This window comes from Nocardioides sp. NPDC006303, assembly GCF_040613175.1.
Lineage (GTDB): Bacteria > Actinomycetota > Actinomycetes > Propionibacteriales > Nocardioidaceae > Nocardioides.
On record NZ_JBEXRR010000042.1, the window covers coordinates 17,248 to 35,159 of the forward strand.

Consider the following 17,912-nt stretch of genomic DNA (forward strand, 5'->3'; position numbering starts at 1 on the left):
GGAGAGCCCGGTCATCGAGCTTGTCGAGATGACCCTTGCGCCAGGACACCGTGGTCTCGACCAGGCTCGACCACCGCGGCTGAGCTACTGCGTGTTCGTCGAGGGGTGCTCGGCGCCGCGGATGGGAAGACCTGGGATCGGGCCGGTGGCACCGAACGTCTCCAGGAGCTCCATCTCGGCCTCGATGACACCCGCGAGGCGGCGTACGCCTTCTCGGATCCGCTCGGGGGTGGGGTAGCAGTAGGAGATCCGCATCGAGGAGGCGCCGAAGCCGTCGGCGAAGAAGCCGGTGCCGGGGACGAACGCGACTCGTGAGGTGACCGCGCGAGGCAGCATGGCCTTGCTGTCGATGCCGGAGGGGAGCGTCAGCCAGACGAAGAAGCCGCCGTCGGGCTTGGTCCAGGTGCAGGCCGCGGGCATGTAGTCCTCGAGCGCGTCGAGCATGGCGTCGCGGCGCTCGCGGTACATCTCCCGCATCTGCTTGATCTGGCCCTGCCAGTCGTGGTTGGAGAGGTAGGCGGAGACGGCCATCTGGTTGAACGGCGGCGGACAGAGCGTCGCGGACTCCTGGGCGAGCACCAGCTTCTCGCGGATCGCGGAGGGAGCCAGCGCCCAGCCGACCCGCAGGCCGGGGGAGAAGGTCTTGGAGAAGGAGCCGAGGTAGATGACGCCCGGGTCCTGGGCGCGCATCGCGGGGCGGGGCTCGTCGTCGAAGCCGAGGAGGCCGTAGGGGTTGTCCTCGAGGACCAGGATGTCGTGGCGCCGGCAGATCTCGAGGATCTCGGTGCGGCGCTCGGGCGTCATGGTGACGCCGGTCGGATTTTGGAAGTTCGGGATCGTGTAGAGGAACTTCACCTTGCGGCCGGAGGCCTTGGTGGACACGATCGCCTGCTCGAGCGCGCTCGGGATCAGGCCGCTGGCGTCGACCTCGGCGTGCACGATGTCGCACTGGTAGCCCTTGAAGACACCGAGAGCACCGACGTACGAAGGGGCCTCACAGATCACCACGTCGCCGGGGTCGCAGAAGACGCGGGTGACCAGGTCGACGGCCTGCTGTGAGCCGACGGTGACGACGACGTCGTCGGGGTGAGCCTCGATGCCCTCCAGGCGCATGACCTCGCAGATCTGCTCGCGCAGGACCGGATCGCCCTGGCCGCCGCCGTACTGCAGCGCGGTCGGGCCCTGGGTCAGGATGAGATCCTTGATCGAGTCGCCGACCACGTCCAGCGGAAGGCTGGAGATGTTGGGCATGCCGCCTGCGAGCGAGACCACCTCGGGACGGGCTGCCACGGCGAAGAGGGCCCGGACCTCCGAGACCGTCATGCCTGCCGTGCGCGCGGCGTAGCGGTCCGCGTACGGGTCGAGGCGGGATGATGTTGCGCGCTGGGGAAGATCAGTCATGGTGTCACCATCATGAAGGATCGCATACGCTGGTGACAGACCCTTAACCCAGGATCAATGGTGAGACATGGCACGCCGCATCCTGCCCCTGACGCTGGATCTCTTCTCCGAGGTCCCGGCGCCGTGCCGCGCCTGCCTGTTCTGGGAGCGTGATCCAGTCGGTCATCGCCGCGTCGACTCGTCGCAGTCGATCGGGGTGAAGGAGGCGTGGATCTCCGAGGTGCTCCGCGAATGGGGATCCTGCGGGCGGGTGGCCGTGGTGGACGGTACGCCGGCGGGGTTCGTGCTCTACGCGCCGCCGGTCTTCGTCCCGCGGGTCGCCTCGTTCCCGTCCGGACCGGTCTCCGCCGATGCCGTCCTGATGACCACGGTATGGATCGACCCGCGTCGTGCCGGAGGCGGCATCGGCCGGATGCTGGTGCAGGGAATGGCCCGTGACCTGGTCCAACGCGGTCAGTTCCGGGCGATCGAGGCCTTCGGCGACGTCGGGCCGATGAGCGGGATCCACGGTCGCCGGTGCGCTGCCCCGGCCGACTTCCTCGGCCGGGTCGGGTTCAAGACCCACCGGGACCACCCCACCGTCCCGCGGATGCGGATGGACCTGAAGCAGACGGTCACCTGGATCGACGACTTCGAGTCCGCCTGGGAGCGGCTGCGGGAGGTCGTACGTCCCCGCAGCCACCCGTCGCCCGCCTCCACCGAGCTGCATCGCGACGGCGAGTGAATGTTTCCCGTGAAACGGTGGTGGTCGAGCTTGTCGAGACCACCAATGCCCCGCCACAACTGACGTCTCGGCCGACGTAAGTGACGCCTCGGCTAAATGACGCTGGCCCGCCACCCCAACGGGTAGCGGGCCAGCGTGTGTGTGTCAGCTGGTGTCAGCCGATGAACTCCTGCAGCTCCTTGAGGAGCGCGGCCTTCGGCTTGGCGCCGACGATCGACTTCACGACCTCGCCGCCCTGGTAGACGTTGATGGTCGGGATGCCGGTCACGCGGTAGGTGGAGGGGGTGACCGGGTTCTCGTCGACGTTCATCTTGGTGAAGGTGACCTTGTCACCGTGCTCGCCGGCGAGCTCCTCGAGGATCGGGGAGACCTGACGGCACGGGCCGCACCACTCGGCCCAGAAGTCGACCAGGACGGGCTTGTCGGACTTGAGGACGGTCGAGTCGAACTCGGCGTCGGTCACGGCGGTCATGTTGTCAGCCACGATGGGTTCCTTCTTGGTAGGGACGTGTTTGGGAGGTCTGTTGAGTTGAACGCTTGGCCTTTGTGCCGCATTCCCGGTGGTCGAGCTTGTCGAGACCACCACCGTAGAGGCACGGATCAGGCCGAGACGGCAGCAGCCTCGGCGTGGGCCTGGTGGGCGAGGAACTTCTCGGCGTCGAGCGCGGCCTGGCAACCGGTGCCGGCAGCGGTGATCGCCTGACGGTAGACGTGGTCGACCAGGTCACCGGCGGCGAAGACACCCTCGATGTTGGTGGCCGTGGTGCCGTCCTTGGTGAGGACGTAGCCGTCGTCGTCGAGGTCGACCTGCCCGGTGAGCAGCTCGGACCGCGGGATGTGGCCGATGGCGATGAACAGGCCGGCGCACTCGAGGTCGCGCAGCTCGCCGGTCTTGGTGTCCTTGACGGTGATGCTCTCCACGGAGAGCTCGCCGTTGATGGACTCGACCACGGAGTTCCAGGCGATCTCGAGCTTCGGGTCGGCAAAGGCGCGCTCCTGCATGATCTTGGAGGCACGCAGCTCGTCGCGGCGTACGAGCAGCGTGACCGAGGAGCCGAAGCGGGTCAGGAAGAGGGCCTCCTCCAGGGCGGAGTCGCCGCCGCCAACCACCACGATGGGCTTCTGCCGGAAGAAGAAGCCGTCGCAGGTGGCACACCAGGAGACGCCCTTGCCGGAGAGCTCGTCCTCGCGGGGCAGGCCGAGCTTCTTGTAGCCGGAGCCGGTCGCGAGGATGACGGACTTCGCGTAGTGGGTGTCGGTCGCGGTCTTGATGACCTTCACCGGGCCGGTCAGGTCCATCTCGATCACGTCGTCGGGCTCGAGCTCGGCACCGAAGCGCTCCGCCTGGGCACGCATGTTGTCCATCAGCTCCGGACCCATGATGCCGTCACGGAAACCGGGGAAGTTCTCCACCTCGGTGGTGTTCATCAGGGCACCGCCGGCGGTCACTGACCCCTCGAAGACGAGAGGCTGCAGTCCGGCGCGGGCGCTGTAGACCGCTGCGGTGTAGCCCGACGGGCCGGAACCCACGACGATCACGTTGCGGGGGTCGGTCGGGGACGACGGGGTCGGCATCTTGAGGCTCCTCAGGTGTGGCTGGCGAACTGCACAACAGATCGTAGGCCACGTACATTCCAGGGCCCTGAACGCCGAGACGTCACCTGCGTCGGCCGACGGGAGTGACGTCTCATCAGGAGACGGAGGTGCCGAGGACCTGGACTTCCTTGACCTCGGTGCGGTAGCCGCCGTCGACCTGTGGGAGACCGGTCATCCACACGAGTACATAGCTGCCCTCGGGGGCGTCGTCGACCTTGATCTCACCTTCGGTGCCGACGCTGCCCTTGGCGGCGGGTGCGCCGCTGGGGTCGTCTGTCCATGGGGAGTCGCCGACGTAGATCTCGATCTCGGTGGGCTCACCGATCATGTTGAACTTCAAGGAATCTACGGCGTACTCGCCCTTGAGGTTGAGCACCAGGCCGATGCCGGGCTTGAGGGAGCGCGGGCGATCACCGATCTGGTCGTTGTAGCGCTGCGTACGCCACGCCAGCCCGTTGGCGTCGCCGTCGACCACCAGGTCGACGAGGTCGGGCGTCTCCGTGGGCGGGTCACCGTGGGGGTCGAGGTCCTTGGCGGTGATGCCCTTGATAGGGGTCGGCTTGGCCTCAGCGGTGGTGTCGCCGCCGTTGTTGCCGGTGCCGGGGTTCTCTGCGGTCGTTTCGGGGTCGTCGCCGATGATGTTCCAGGCGATCGAGCCGGCGATGAGGACGAGCACCACGAGGGCGACGCCCATCGCGATGCGGAGCCAGCTGGCGCCGGGCTTCTGGTTGTAGTCGGGCTCTTCGGCGATCGGTACGTTGGCGCCGGTCCACGGGCCCTGCCAGCCGTTGTAGGAGGCATCGGGGGCCACCGGCCGCCGGGCGGCGGCGGGGGGAGCCTGCTGCGGGCGCTGCGGCGCCACGTAGCCCGGGGTCTCGTCGGCGAACAGCGGCTTCGACGGGGTCGGGTCCTGCATCGGCGGCGGGGAGGACGGACGCTGGCGCTGGGGGCGTACGGCATCGGGGGCCACGCCGATGGCGTTCGACGCCGCCTGCGCCTCGGCCGGCTCGAGCGTCGGCGGGGCCATCGCCTGAGTCTCCTCGTCGATGGCGGCGGGCCGGTTGAGCGGAGCGGTCGGCTCCCCGGAGAAGCCGGCGAGCGCGGAGTGCAGCTCGGCAGCGGTCAGCGGCGGCATGTCGGCGCCGCTGCCCAGCACCCGGTCGCACAGGTCGTCGAGCGGCCGCGGCACGCCGGCGCGTACCTGCCGGGGACGGAGCACGCGGCCGTGGTCACGCGGCGCGGGAGGCATCGAAGAGAGGGTCTCGCCGGCCCACTTGCCGGTCAGGGCGGCATAGAGGACGCCGACGGCGTCGACTCGGTCCCGTCGCTGGGAGTCGCGCGTGTCGGGGTCGATCCCGTGCAGCGCGGCGTCGACACCGAAGCCGATGACGCGCACCGCGCCGAGGTCGTCGAGCAGCACTGCCTCGGGGTTGAGCCGGCCGTGGGCGTGGCCCTGATCGTGGGCCAGGACCAGCAGGTCGGCGACCTCGGAGGCGATCCAGGCGGCCTGCTGCGGCGGCAGCGGGCCACCGGCGGCCAGCGCGTTCTCCAGCGACGAACCCTCGCCCCACTCGTTGACGACGTACGCCACCTGGTCGGTCTGGGCGGCGTCGAGGACGCGCAGCATCCGGGGGTCACCGACGGCAGCGGAGTTGCGGGCCGCGGCCATCAGGCGCGGCGCGCGCTCGTCGCGGGCGTCGAGGACGTGCACGGCAACCGGGCGGCCCAGCACAGCGTCCTGGGCGCGCCAGAAGCGTCCCTCGCGGGACTCGCTCAGCAGATCCGTCAGCTGGTATCTGCCGGCGAGGACGTCGCCTGATTGCGTGAACTCCATATCGGACCCATTCTTTCAGACCATGCCAGACAGTGAGGAGGCTGTCCGATGGTGGTCAAGGACTGATGCTCAACGACGCAGCCGTCGGGCGACCTGTTGCACCATCGTGGTCAGCTCCTTGACCTGGGCAGCCTGCGCCCCGAGGAGCAGCATGCCGAGATGCAGCGCCCCGACGATAGCGGCACCGATCAAGGCCAGCACCATCGTCGGCTCGTCGTTGATCATGCCCAGCGCCGTGCGGAGCAGCCACGCCGCGGCCGCGGCGACCGCTGTCACCATGACCAGGCGGGCGAGGAACCCGAGCAGCCCGCGACCGTCCAGGTCTCCGAGCGTGCGCTTGAGCACGACGTACGAGACGACGGAGCCGACCAGGTAGGACAGCGTGTAGGCGCCGGCGAGCGCGGGCGCGGTGTATTCCGCGGAGACGGCCCTGGTCAGCAGCACTGCGGCGACGATGTTGGTGGTGGCGACAGCGCACTGGATGAAGAAGACGGTGCGGTTCTTCTCCAGCGAGTAGAAGCCGCGCAGGAGCAGGTAGTGGATCGTGAAGAAGACCAGCCCGGCGGCGAAGATCGACAGCGTCGGGGCGTACTCCTTGAACGCGTCGGCGCCGGCGCCGTAGCCGAACAGGATGTGGGCGATGTCCTCGGAGAGCACCGGGAGGAGCGCCGCGATCGGGATGACGATGGCGAGCGCGTTGCGCAGCTGGTGCGACAGCGTACGTCCCAGCTCGGGCAGCTCGCCGGCGGCGCCGTAGCGCGACAGGAGCGGCAGGATCGCCGTCGCCAGGGAGACGGTGATGATCGAGTGGGGCACCTGGGTGACCAGGAAGCTGTTGGAGTAGACGGTGTAACCGGTGCCGCCCGCGGCCGAACCGGTCGAGGCCAGCCGCGTCACGATCGTGTACGCCACCTGGTTCACGACGACGAAGAGCACCGTCCACATGCCCAGCTTCGCGGTCTGCGAGAGCCCGGCTCCGCGGAAGTCGAAGCGGGGGCGGAAGCGTACGCCCACCTTGTGCAGCACCGGCAGGAGCAGCACGAACTGAAGAACGATGCCGAGAGTCGAGCCCAGGCCCAGAAGGATCTCCTGGCCGGTGGTGAAGCCACCGACGTCGGAGGGACCGAAGACGACGAGGTAGATCACCAGGGTCGAGATCGCGATGATGTTGTTGGCGATCGGGGCCCACATCATCGGGCCGAAGCTGCCGCGGGCGTTGAGCACCTGTCCGACCAGCACGAACATCCCGTAGAAGAAGACCTGCGGCAGGCACCAGCGGGCGAAGTCGATGGCCGACTCGAGCTGGGCCTCGTGATCGGCGTCGTACCAGTCGGCGCCGAGGTAGAGGCGCATCAGCAGAGGTGCGCCGATCACCAGGAGGATCGTGACGACACCGAGGAAGAGCCCGGCGAGCGTGATGATCCGGTCGGTGTAGGCGGTCCCGCCGTCCTCGTCGTTCTTCTGCGCCTTCACCAGCTGCGGCACGAGCACCGCGTTGAAGACACCGCCGGCCAACAGGATGTAGAGCATGTTGGGCACGGTGTTGGCGATGTTGAAGACGTCGGCGTGCAGGCCGGAGCCCAGCGCCGCGACCAGGAGCGCGGAGCGGATGAACCCGCTGGCCCGGGAGAAGAGCGTCCCCGCGGCCATCACCGCGCTGTTGGCCAGGACCGAGCCCCCGCCGGACTTCTGCTCGGTGGCTGTCACAGTTCCCCTGTCGTACGTGCTTTCTTGGCCTTCATGATGCGCCTGGTGAGACGCACGGCGATCGCCGCGAACAGTAGCGCGCAGCCGGTGCCGACGAACCACCAGATCACACCGCTCACCTGCGAGGGGCGGATGGGTACGGAGGCGTGGGCGCCCAGCGGGTTGCCCTTGGTGTCGGTGACGACGATCAGGGCGGTGTGGGTGCCGGTGTCGCGCATGCTCGCGGCGAGGTTGAAGCTGGCCTTGGAGTTGGCGTCGAGCTGGACCGGCTCGGAGGTCGCGACCCGCAGCGACTCGTCGGTGATCGCGTCCAGCCGCACCGTGACGGGCTCGTCGAGCTCGTTGCTCAGGGTGACCTGGAACTCGCCGCCCTTCATGCTGGAGAGGATCACCTTCGGCGGTACGGCCACGGTGACCGAGCTCAGCTCGGAGCTGACCTGGCTCAACGCGTCGGCGGCCGGGTCGGCGTCGCCCTTGCGGGCGGAGTAGGAGGTCGAGGTCAGGGCCTCGTTGACGATGTCGGAGGCGACCTCGTCGTTGTGGGTCAAGATCCGCTGCAGCATCTCACCGGCGCCGATGAGCTCGTTGGCCGTGTCGATCCGGTCGGTGGAGATCTCGGCCTTCATCTCTCGGCGGGGGTAGCGGAGCTTGTCGGCGGTGATCGATGTCGCCTTCTGCCCGGCGAGCGCCTCGTCCAGCGTCGAGGACGAGATCCAGGCGGCCTTCTTCCACGGAGTGACGAACGAGGCGGCGCTCTGCGGAGGGTGCCAGCCGTCGGGGAGGACCGCGATGAGCGGCTTGCCGGAGCCGCGGAGCAGCGCCGCCTCGGCGGCGAGACGCTGGCGCACCGAGATCGCGTCGATGGGGTCGTTGGGTCCGGGCCCGCCGGCGGCGGCGCCGGAGGAGGTCACGATCATCTGGTGACCGTCTAGGTCGGCGATGACCGGCGTGGTGCCGCGGAGCATCCTGTCGCTGACCAGATTGACCGCACCCGGCTCGAGGAGGTTGACCGCGGCACGGTCGAGGTAGCCGGTCGGCGGCGCGACGGCCGAGGTCGCCTTGATGCCGAGCTCGGCGAGCGCCTGGGCGGTGTGCTCCCGCGCCGTGGCCAGCAGGTCGGGGTCGGTCGTGGCGAGCGCGGACAGGTCCGGATCGGCGTACGGGAGGGCGAGGAGGTTGTGGCCGGCGAGCGCGTCCTCGAGGCGACCCAGCCAGACCGTCGCGGCCTTCTGTGCGGCCTCGGCCTCCTCGTCGAGCGCCTTCTCGGCGTCGGTGTCGGTGCTGGGCGAGGGGCTCGGCAGCAGCGCGGAGGCCGAGGGCGACGCACTCTGGCTACCGCTCTCCTCCGGCTCCTCCTCACCCTCGTCCGTCGGCGCCAGGTTGCGGGCTGGGTTGCCCTCGGCGAGGTTGCGTACGGCATCGATCAGCGCGGGGTCGATGGCCCAGGTCAGGTCGGGCATCTCGGCGCCGGTCTCGAGCATCCGGAAGAGGCGTCCGCCGGCGCCCAGGTCGCGGGTCCAGCCAGGGAGGTAGTTCACGCTGCCGTCGCCGTTGTAGACCACGCTGCGCCGCAGCGGCATGACCAGGGACACCTTCTCGGACTTGGCCTTCTTGTTGGGCTCCTTGACCAGCGGCAGGAAGGTGCGTGCCCGACCGTCGGCGGTGTTCGGCGTGGTGGAGCCGAGCGCGTGGACCCCGAACCAGTAGACCCCGGGCTCGGTGACATCCAGCAGCTTGCGCGGCACCGAGAGCGACCACGAGTAGGTCTCGCCGGGCGCGAGGTCGGGGATCGCTGCGTACGTCCCCTCGGTCACGATCCGCTCGCCCACCAGGGAGTCCGCGGGCATCTCGGCGGCCTCGGCCAGCTCCTCGGAGGTGGTCATCGGTGTGTCGCCCACGAACGGGTAGACCTTGACGCCGTGCCACTCCTCGTCGGTGGTGTTGGTGACCTTGCCGCGGAGGGTGATCCGGCCCTTGGTGCGGCCGTCGAGGCTGACGGTGTCGAGCTCGTCGATGCTCATCGCGAGCGGGTCGGGCTCCGCGGTCTCCTCCGCGGCCCGGGCCGGAGCGGCCAGCGTGGTCGCGGACAGCATCAGCAGAAGGGGTGCCAGCAGCACCAGGACGAGTGCGGCGTTGACTCGCCCACGTGGCCGTGGCGGCCTCGCCTGATGCTGGCGGACTGGCATGACTTCGAGAATATCTTTCAGGGGGTGCGGTCCTCGTAGACTGCGGCGTTGTGTCCGACAGCCAGCTTCCCCCGATCAGCGTCGCCGATGTTCAGCGATCGGTGACTGCTGAACTGGACCGTATCGCACCGGTCATCGACTCCCTAGGTGAGGTCTTCGCTCGCTCGGGCTTCGAGCTGGCGCTCGTCGGCGGCCCGGTCCGCGACGCGATGCTCGGCCGACCGCACAACGACCTGGACTTCGCCACCTCGGCCCGCCCCGAGGAGACCGAGAAGATCCTGCGTACGTGGGGCGAGGCGCTGTGGGACATGGGCCGCGACTTCGGCACCATCGGCACCCGCAAGGGCCCGTGGCAGATCGAGGTCACCACCTACCGCTCCGAGGCCTACGACGCCGACTCCCGTAAGCCCGCGGTGGCCTACGGCACGTCGCTGGCCGACGATCTCGTACGCCGCGACTTCACCGTCAACGCGATGGCCGTCCAGCTTCCTGGCCGCGAGGTCGTCGACCTCTACGGCGGCGTCGTCGACCTGGCGACCCGGGTGCTGCGTACGCCGGGGACGCCGGAGGCGTCGTTCTCCGACGACCCGCTGCGGATGATGCGGGCGGCACGGTTCGCCGCCCAGCTCGGTTTCACGGTGGCCCCCGAGGTCGTCGCCGCGATGAAGGACATGGCGTCGCGGATCTCGATCATCTCCGCCGAGCGGGTCCGCGACGAGCTGGTGAAGCTGATCTGCGCGCCCTACCCGCGGCGTGGCCTCTCGCTGCTGGTCGAGACCGGGCTGGCCGACCTGGTGCTGCCCGAGCTGACCGCGCTGCGGATGGAGCGCGACGAGCACAACCGGCACAAGGACGTCTACGAGCACACGCTGACCGTGCTCGAGCAGTCGATCGACCAGGAGGCGCGCCTCGGTGGCGGCCCCGACTTCGTGTCCCGGTTCGCGGCGCTGATGCACGACGTCGGCAAGCCGCGCACCCGGAAGTTCCACGACGACGGCACCGTCTCGTTCCACCACCACGACGTCGTCGGCGCCAAGATGACCCGCAAGCGGATGAAGGCGCTGCGCTTCTCCAACGACGAGATCGAGGCGGTCTCCTCGCTCGTCGAGCTGCACCTGCGCTTCCACGGCTACGGCGACGGTGAGTGGACCGACTCCGCGGTCCGTCGTTATGTGAGGGATGCCGGAGACCAGCTCCAGCGGCTCCACGTGCTCACCCGCGCCGACTGCACCACCCGCAACCGCCGCAAGGCCGACCGCCTCGCCCGCACCTACGACGCCCTCGAGGCCCGCATCGAGCGGATCTCCGAGGAGGAGGAGCTCGCTGCCCTCCGTCCCGCGCTCGACGGCAACCAGATCATGTCGCTCCTCGACATCCCTCCCGGGCGGGATGTCGGGGCGGCGTACAAGTTCCTGATGGAGCTGCGCCTCGACGAAGGAATCCTCTCCGAGGACGAGGCATCCAAGCGGCTCCTGGACTGGTGGTCCGAGCGCTCCGCATAGTCCGCGCGGGCTATGTCGCTCCGACGGTTGTTGACATCTGGTCGCCTACTGTCCATCGAGCCATACTGACGGTACGGTTCCGCGTATGACGACGATCACAGATCTCGAGGCAACGACCGCCATCAACGCGACCCCGGCTCAGGTGTGGGCCGCGATCACGGACCTGCCGCGGATGGCTTCGTGGAGCCCGCAGGTGGTGAAGACCGTGGTGTTCGGTCAGGTCAAGGAGGGCACCCGCTTCTTCAACCTCAACCGCCAGGGCTGGAAGCACTGGCCGACCAACGCCAAGGTCGTACGCTTCACGCCCCACTCCGACTTCGCGTTCCGGGTCGCCGAGAACACGACGATCTGGTCCTTCCAGATCGAGGAGACGGCTGCAGGGTCCCTGGTCACCCACCGCCGCGAGACCCCGGACGGCATCTCCGCGCTCTCCCGCTCGCTGACGAATGCCGTGCTCGGCGGTCAGGAGAAGTTCACCGAGGAGCTGCGTACGGGCATGGCCACGACGCTCGCCAAGCTCAAGGCCGACCTCGAGGGCTGACCCGATCGGCAGCGGTCAGGTGCGGGCGTTGGTGGTCCACCGGTAGACGGTGCGCTGGCTGACGCCCAGCTTGGCGGCCACATCCGGCACCCGGGCGCCGGCGCGGACCAGGACCCTGGCGGCCTGGGCGTTGTCGTCGGGCAGATTCGCGAACAGGTCCTCGACCTCGTCGGGGAACGTGTCGGGGTAGTCCATCGCCGGCTCGGGGTCGGGGATGTTCTCCGGGAACGAGATCCGGTCGAGCAGGGTGCCGTCGGCCTCGGCGGGCTTGGTCGCGCTGCGGCCGTTGCTGAACTCCGGGGCCATCCCGGCGCCCGGAGCGACCTCGGCCGCGGTGCGGGCGGCCTCGGTCACCCGGCTCGAGACCCGGGGGCGCGTATCGGTGGTAGCGAGGGCTGAGGCCATCTCGCGAGTCCGGATCTCGCGCGGCGGCTGCACCTCGCGGGGCATGTCGGCGAGATCGTTCGGCACCGGCTCGTCGTTCAGCGCGTCGTGCTGCTCGGGCGCCTCGGTGATCTGCTCGGCAGAGACCCGCTCGACCACCGGCACGCTGAGCGCCTCGTGGACGTCGGGCAGCGTGATCGGCAGCCGGTCGGCCTGGCGGGTGCCCTCGGCGACCGCGGCGAAGGCGTCGACCCACTGGGTGATCTGGTCGCGCATCGCGCCCGGCGCGACCGATCGCAGGGCCACCGCCTCGGCGCGCCAGTAGCGCTTCTGCGCGCGCTCCAGCTTCCGGCGCGAGGAGGCCGTACGCTTCCGCACTGCCGTGTCGCGGGCCCGGCGCCACTCGACGCGGGTGGCGAGGAGGGCGTGCATCCGGGATCCCATCCGCAGGTCGGACCAGGAGCGTTCCATGGCGAGGTGGCGATCACCGACGAGCGCGAGGTGCCACATCAGAGCCGCCAGCAGCGGCACGATGAACCGGAACGCCGCGGCGGTGGCGGCGTGGCCGAGGTGGATCTCGTGCCAGCCGGCGAAGAACCCGGACGCGGCAGAGAGCAGCCAGGTCAGGGTCAGCAGCGTCTGAGCCGGCCGGTCCTGCTGGGCCGCCTCGCGGGCCATCAGCGCGACGGTGACCAGCGAGAGCTCGAAGACGCCGGCGAAGGCGTAGGCGTTGATCGCGCCCATGGCGAGCACGTCCCGCCCGAAGCCGACCATGGCGACGTACGCGGCGGCCGTCGAGATCAGCGCGACCGAGACGGCGCCGAAGAGGATGAGGCCGCGACCCCCTCCTGTCGAGCTCCTGCGGGTCGGGGTCGTCCGTTCGCGGGTCGTGTCGTTGTCGGGACGCATCGTGGGGGTCTCCCGTGCCTGAGGCGATCGATCGTTCGGGTCCCGGAGTCTAGGGGATCAAACACGTGTTCGAGACGTACGTGGATGGAGTGTTGACAAACCCTGTGGAAATTGGGCCGCCGTGATCCAGAGGGCACGGCTACAGTCCGCTCATGTCGAAGACGGCGGTGCGCCGCGTACTTTTCAAGTCGTTCTGGGCCGTGATCGGCCTGGTCATCGCGGTGAGCCTCTTCAAGCTGGCCTTCACCGGCTCGACGCAGGATGCCGACGGGGCGCCGCTGACGCCGACCGGGAAGATCCCGCCGGAGGAGGTCGTCGCCGAGAAGGGCACCATCTCCAACGCGCTCACGGTCGACGGGACGATCGTGATCGACAAGCCGGTCTCCGCCACCAGCTCGGTCACCGGAGTGCTGGCGCACAGGTTCGCCGAGACCGGCTCCAAGGTGAAGAAGGGCGACAAACTCTTCCAGGTGCGCGCGGAGGAGGAGCCCGCGGAGGTGGCCGAACCCGTCGAGGAGCTCGCCGAGGATGAGCCAGGGAACGTCGATGACGCCAACGGCGACGGCGACCGCGACGACGCACCGGTCGAGCCGCCGGCGCCCAAGCCCGTCTATCACTGGTACACCGTCGTCGCGCCCGCCACCGGCATCGTCGGCAACTACGCCGCAGACCTGATGGGCGAGGTGACCGAGGACGGGGTGGTCGTCTCGATCCGTCCCACGACCTTCCACGCAGTTGGGGCGATCTCGCCGCTGGACCGCTACCGGCTGGCCAGCAACCCGGACCGGGCCACGGTGACCATCGAGAGCGGCCCGAAGCCGTTCACCTGCACCGATCTGAGCATCGGCGACGCGGCGTCCGAGACGATCACCAGCGACGAGCCCGAGGGCGAGATGATGGAAGGGGAGCCCGGGGCCGAGGGCGACTCGTCGGCAGGTGCCCGGATCAGCTGCCTGGTGCCGGAGAAGGTCACCGTCTTCGACGGACTGACGATGACCATGGCCATCGACGCGGGCAAGAGCGACGGCGACGTCGTCACCATCCCCGTCACCGCGGTCACCGGACTGGTCGGCGACGGCACCGTCTGGGTCGTCGGTGAGGACGGAGTCCCGGCCGAGCAGCCGGTCAAGCTCGGTGTCACCGACGGCAAGCTCGTCGAGGTCACCAGCGGGCTGAAGGCAGGCGACTCGGTCCTGCGGTACGTCCCGGGCTCGAAGGAGTCGGGCGGCGGGATGGACGATGGGATGACCGAGGAGATGCCGGCGGGGGAGATGTGAGCGCGGAGGAGCTGCTGAGGCTCACCGGCGTGGCCCGCACGGTAGAGCTCCCCGACGGCGAGGACCTGCACATCCTGACCGGCGTCGACCTCGACGTGAGCCGCGGCGACCATGTCGGCATCGTCGGCCGCTCGGGCACCGGCAAGTCGACGCTGCTGAACCTGCTCGGCCTGCTGGACCGGCCCACCGGGGGCACCCTGGAATGGGCAGGCCGCAACGTCACCGACATCAGCAACCACCAGGCCGCCCGGATCCGCGGGCGTGATGTCGGGTTCGTCTTCCAGCAGTTCAACCTGCTGCCGGGGCGTACGGCCCTGGAGAACGTGATGGCCCCGCTCCTGTACGCCTCGGGCAAGGAGTTCTGGCAGCGGCGCCGGATCGCGGCGACGATGCTCGACAAGGTCGGGCTCGGCGACCGGCTCGACGCGATGCCGCAGTTCCTCTCCGGCGGCGAGCAGCAGCGCATCGCCATCGCCCGTGCCCTGGTCCGGACGCCGTCGGTGGTGCTGGCCGACGAGCCGACCGGGGCGCTCGACGTCGAGACCGGCGCGATGGTGATGAAGCTGCTCGACCAGGCGACGTACGACTCCGGCGCGGCGCTGATCACGATCACCCATGACCAGAACGTCGCCGCCCTGGCTCGCCGGCGGTTCCGGCTCGCCGAGGGACGGCTCCACCCGCTGACCGAGGGGGCGGTGACGTGAGGACCGCCCTGGCGCGCCTCGTCACCGGCCTGGCCGCCTCGACCGTCGAGGCGTGGCAGGAGCTGCGCATCCACCGGCTCCGGGTGCTGCTGTCGCTGGTCGGGGTGGCGGTGGCCGTCGCCTCGATCACCGCGACCGTCGCGGCCGGGCAGATCGCGAAGCAGATGTTCACCGAGTCCTACGAGGTCGACGGGCGACCGGCGCACATCTCGGTCATGGCCTACGACGACCGCAGCGGCATGCCCCTCTCCGTCGAGCGGGTCCGGCCCGCCTTCCAGACGGTCGCGGAGCGGTTCGACGTGAAGTACGCGTCGGCGAGGATCTCCGCCTACGACATCAAGGCGACCACCGCGAGCAGCAGCAAGCGGGTCGAGCTGATGGGGGTCGACCCTGCGTACGCTGCCATCCACCGGGTCGTGGTGCCGCAGGGCCGCTGGCTGCAGGCCTCGGACGAGGAGCGCCTCTCCCCGGCGCTGGTGGTCGACGAGACGTTCCTGAAGAAGCTCGGCCTGCGGGGCACACAGCTGCCGACGTCGGTGGACCTGAAGGGCCAGGGGATGTCGGTGACCGCCACGATCGTCGGCGTCACGAGCCTGCGGGGATACGGGTCGCCACGCGCGTTCATGCTGGCCGACTCCCTGGAGCACTGGCAGGCCGGAGCCCCCACGGACGCCAGCTACGAGATGTGGGTGCCGATCGACGGCGCCGACGAGCTCGCGGGCGAGATCGGCATGGCGATGCGCGCCGAGCTCCCGGGACTCCAGGTCGACGCCCAGCGCGACGACTACATGGCATGGGGCGGTGAGGACCCGATCGGCCCGATCAAGTGGGTGATCATCGGGATTGCCGGGATCATCCTGCTGCTCGGCGCCCTGAGTCTGCTCAACATCGCCCTGGTCACCATCCAGCAGCGGATCCGGGAGATCGGGATCCGGCGCAGCTTCGGCGCGACCACGGGGCGGGTGTTCTTCTCGGTGCTGATGGAGAGCGTCGTGGCCACCGTCGTCGCGGGCGTGGTCGGCGTGCTCCTGGCCGTGGCCGCCATCAAGAACCCGCTGGTGGAGAAGTACGTCCTCCAGGGCATCGACGACGTCCCGCCCTTCCCGCTCTCGGCGGCGTTTCTCGGCCTCGCCGTCGCTATCGCGGTCGGCGCGATCGCGGGCATCCTCCCGGCGATGATCGCCGCGCGGGTGAAGATCATCGACGCGATCCGCTTCTGACGCCGTCGAAATGCGACTGCCCCGGGTGCCAGGCACCCGGGGCAGCTCAACAGCAGAGGGTCACTCGCCGCGGATGAACGCCTCCAGCTGAACGCGACCCTCGGTGTCCTCGATCTGAACCGGCGGGCTCTTCATGAGGTAGGCCGAGGCCGGGATGATCGGGCCGCCGATGCCGCGGTCCTTGGCGATCTTCGCCGCACGAACGGCGTCGATGATGATGCCGGCGGAGTTGGGGGAGTCCCAGACCTCGAGCTTGTACTCGAGGTTGAGCGGGACATCACCGAACGCGCGGCCCTCGAGCCGGACGTACGCCCACTTGCGATCATCGAGCCACTGCACGTAGTCGGACGGGCCGATGTGCACGTTCCGGCTGTCGATCTTGTCGGCCAGCTCGCCCGTCAGGTTCGACGTCACGGCCTGGGTCTTGGAGACCTTCTTGGACTCCAGGCGCTCGCGCTCGAGCATGTTCTTGAAGTCCATGTTGCCGCCGACGTTGAGCTGGTACGTACGGTCCAGCGCGACGCCGCGGTCCTCGAACAGCTTGGCCATGACGCGGTGGGTGATGGTGGCACCGACCTGCGACTTGATGTCGTCACCGACGATCGGGACGCCGGCGGCCTCGAACTTCGCAGCCCACTCGGGGTCGGAGGCGATGAAGACCGGCAGCGCGTTGACGAAGGCGACGCCCGCGTCGATCGCGCACTGCGCGTAGAACTTGTCCGCCTCCTCCGAGCCGACCGGAAGGTAGGAGACGAGGACGTCCACCTCCTTCTCGCGAAGGACCGAGACCACGTCCACGGGGTCGAGCCCCGACTCGGAGATGGTCTGCCGGTAGTACTTGCCCAGACCGTCGAGCGTGGGACCACGCTGGACCTCGACGCCCTTGAACGGGACGTCGGCGATCTTGATGGTGTTGTTCTCGGAGGCGTCGATCGCCTCGGAGAGGTCCTTGCCGACCTTCTTGTCGTCGACGTCGAAGGCGGCGACGAACTCGACGTCAGAGACGTGGTAGTCGCCGAATGTGACGTGCATGAGGCCCGGGACGCTGGCCGCCGGGTCGGCGTCCCTGTAGTACTCCACACCCTGGACCAGGGAGCTGGCGCAGTTGCCGACTCCCGCGATTGCTACACGAACCGAACCCATCGGGGCTCCTTCCAATACTCCTGGCCGTCACCGGCCAGGAGGTCATTTCTCGTTCTCTTGGCTGCTCTGCGCTGTGCGCGAGACGTCCGCTTCGTCGCGTACGCCATCGTCATCCCCCAGATCCCCCCGACCCGCTGCCTGCTCGTCGTCCGCAGGCCTGGGGTTGCGTTCGGCGTCGATCAGAGAGGAGAGCCATCGGACCTCCCGCTCGACCGACTCGACGCCGTGACGCTGAAGCTCGCGGGCGTAGGAGTCGACCTCTTTCTGGGTCATGGCAAGCTCGCGTTGCACCCGGTCGAGCCGCTCCTGGAGCCGGCTGCGACGTCCTTCGAGGACGCGAAGCCTGATCTCCATGTCGGTGCGACCGAAGAACGCGAACCTGATGTCGAAGTTGTCGTCCTCCCAAGCCATCGGACCGACCTCGGACATGAGCTGGGTGAACTCACGCTCCCCGGCAGGCGTCAGCTGGTAGACGATCCGCGGCCGCCGGGTCACCGGCGTGACGGACTGCGCCTCCTCTTCGATGAGGTGCTTGCGCAGCATCTTCTTCAGAGCCGGGTAGAGCGAGCCGTACGACAGCACTCGCCCCCAGCCCAGCATCAGGTTGAGCCGCTTGCGCAGCTCGTAGCCATGCATAGGCGACTCGTGCAGCAGCCCAAGGACTGCCAACTCGATCGTCTCTGCGCGACGTGCCATGCGACCTATCGTACCGATATATCTGCGATGGCAAATAGAGACCTAAGTCTTGTCTGATTACGTCTGAAGAGACCACTTCGATGCAACC

15 protein-coding genes are annotated in these 17,912 nt (G+C 68.9%); 6 read left to right on the forward strand and 9 right to left on the reverse strand.

Annotated features, from left to right (window positions below):
- Nucleotides 1-84 precede the first annotated feature (84 nt).
- Nucleotides 85-1,401, reverse strand: a complete 1,317-nt coding sequence (locus ABZY89_RS24155; RefSeq protein ID WP_355231302.1) for a PLP-dependent aminotransferase family protein — start codon at nucleotides 1,399-1,401, stop codon at nucleotides 85-87.
- Nucleotides 1,402-1,468: 67 nt separating this feature from the next.
- Here ABZY89_RS24155 and ABZY89_RS24160 point away from each other — a divergent pair, with 67 nt between their 5' ends.
- Entirely contained in the window at nucleotides 1,469-2,125 is a 657-nt protein-coding gene (locus ABZY89_RS24160; protein WP_355231304.1) for a GNAT family N-acetyltransferase, read from the forward strand.
- Between the two features lie 154 nt (nucleotides 2,126-2,279).
- Here ABZY89_RS24160 and trxA read toward each other — a convergent pair whose 3' ends face one another.
- From trxA to ABZY89_RS24185, 5 genes are all read right to left on the reverse strand, one after another.
- Nucleotides 2,280-2,597, reverse strand: a complete 318-nt coding sequence (gene trxA / locus ABZY89_RS24165; protein WP_176883721.1) for a thioredoxin — start codon at nucleotides 2,595-2,597, stop codon at nucleotides 2,280-2,282.
- Between the two features lie 128 nt (nucleotides 2,598-2,725).
- Nucleotides 2,726-3,700 (reverse strand): thioredoxin-disulfide reductase, encoded by a 975-nt coding sequence (trxB, locus tag ABZY89_RS24170; RefSeq protein WP_355231306.1) that lies wholly within the window; start codon nucleotides 3,698-3,700, stop codon nucleotides 2,726-2,728.
- A gap of 115 nt (nucleotides 3,701-3,815) precedes the next feature.
- On the reverse strand, nucleotides 3,816-5,555 hold the full coding sequence (locus ABZY89_RS24175; protein WP_355231307.1) for a hypothetical protein: 1,740 nt from the start codon (nucleotides 5,553-5,555) through the stop codon (nucleotides 3,816-3,818).
- A 69-nt stretch (nucleotides 5,556-5,624) separates the two neighbouring features.
- Nucleotides 5,625-7,262, reverse strand: a complete 1,638-nt coding sequence (murJ, locus tag ABZY89_RS24180; RefSeq protein WP_355231309.1) for a murein biosynthesis integral membrane protein MurJ — start codon at nucleotides 7,260-7,262, stop codon at nucleotides 5,625-5,627.
- The gene (locus ABZY89_RS24185) at nucleotides 7,259-9,448 is read right to left on the reverse strand and encodes a DUF6049 family protein (protein WP_355231310.1); all 2,190 of its coding nucleotides are present in this window, start codon (nucleotides 9,446-9,448) and stop codon (nucleotides 7,259-7,261) included. The genes murJ and ABZY89_RS24185 overlap by 4 nt, the downstream gene beginning before the upstream one ends.
- Before the next feature lie 74 nt (nucleotides 9,449-9,522).
- Between ABZY89_RS24185 and ABZY89_RS24190 the strand changes: the two genes are divergently transcribed.
- Together ABZY89_RS24190 and ABZY89_RS24195 are read left to right on the forward strand one after the other, a co-directional pair.
- Nucleotides 9,523-10,950, forward strand: a complete 1,428-nt coding sequence (locus tag ABZY89_RS24190) for a CCA tRNA nucleotidyltransferase (RefSeq protein ID WP_355231344.1) — start codon at nucleotides 9,523-9,525, stop codon at nucleotides 10,948-10,950.
- 85 nt (nucleotides 10,951-11,035) lie between these two features.
- Entirely contained in the window at nucleotides 11,036-11,491 is a 456-nt protein-coding gene (locus ABZY89_RS24195) for an SRPBCC family protein (RefSeq protein WP_355231312.1), read from the forward strand.
- Between the two features lie 15 nt (nucleotides 11,492-11,506).
- Here the strand turns inward: ABZY89_RS24195 and ABZY89_RS24200 are convergent, their stop codons facing one another.
- Nucleotides 11,507-12,784, reverse strand: a complete 1,278-nt coding sequence (locus ABZY89_RS24200) for a helix-turn-helix domain-containing protein (RefSeq protein ID WP_355231314.1) — start codon at nucleotides 12,782-12,784, stop codon at nucleotides 11,507-11,509.
- 152 nt (nucleotides 12,785-12,936) lie between these two features.
- Between ABZY89_RS24200 and ABZY89_RS24205 the strand changes: the two genes are divergently transcribed.
- From ABZY89_RS24205 to ABZY89_RS24215, 3 genes are read left to right on the forward strand one after another with little or no spacing between them, the layout of a single operon-like run.
- Nucleotides 12,937-14,061 carry a hypothetical protein gene (locus ABZY89_RS24205; RefSeq protein ID WP_355231315.1) on the forward strand — a complete coding sequence of 375 codons (1,125 nt, stop codon included), beginning with the start codon at nucleotides 12,937-12,939 and terminating at the stop codon, nucleotides 14,059-14,061.
- A gap of 29 nt (nucleotides 14,062-14,090) precedes the next feature.
- The gene (locus tag ABZY89_RS24210; protein ID WP_355231317.1) at nucleotides 14,091-14,765 is read left to right on the forward strand and encodes an ABC transporter ATP-binding protein; all 675 of its coding nucleotides are present in this window, start codon (nucleotides 14,091-14,093) and stop codon (nucleotides 14,763-14,765) included.
- Nucleotides 14,762-15,985, forward strand: coding sequence for an ABC transporter permease (locus ABZY89_RS24215; RefSeq protein ID WP_355231319.1), 1,224 nt, complete (start codon nucleotides 14,762-14,764; stop codon nucleotides 15,983-15,985). The genes ABZY89_RS24210 and ABZY89_RS24215 overlap by 4 nt, the downstream gene beginning before the upstream one ends.
- Before the next feature lie 60 nt (nucleotides 15,986-16,045).
- Here the strand turns inward: ABZY89_RS24215 and ABZY89_RS24220 are convergent, their stop codons facing one another.
- Together ABZY89_RS24220 and ABZY89_RS24225 are read right to left on the reverse strand one after the other, a co-directional pair.
- Complete coding sequence (locus ABZY89_RS24220; protein WP_355231321.1) at nucleotides 16,046-17,128, reverse strand: inositol-3-phosphate synthase; 1,083 nt, start codon at nucleotides 17,126-17,128, stop codon at nucleotides 16,046-16,048.
- Between the two features lie 42 nt (nucleotides 17,129-17,170).
- Nucleotides 17,171-17,824, reverse strand: coding sequence for a PadR family transcriptional regulator (locus ABZY89_RS24225; RefSeq protein WP_355231323.1), 654 nt, complete (start codon nucleotides 17,822-17,824; stop codon nucleotides 17,171-17,173).
- Nucleotides 17,825-17,912 lie beyond the last annotated feature (88 nt).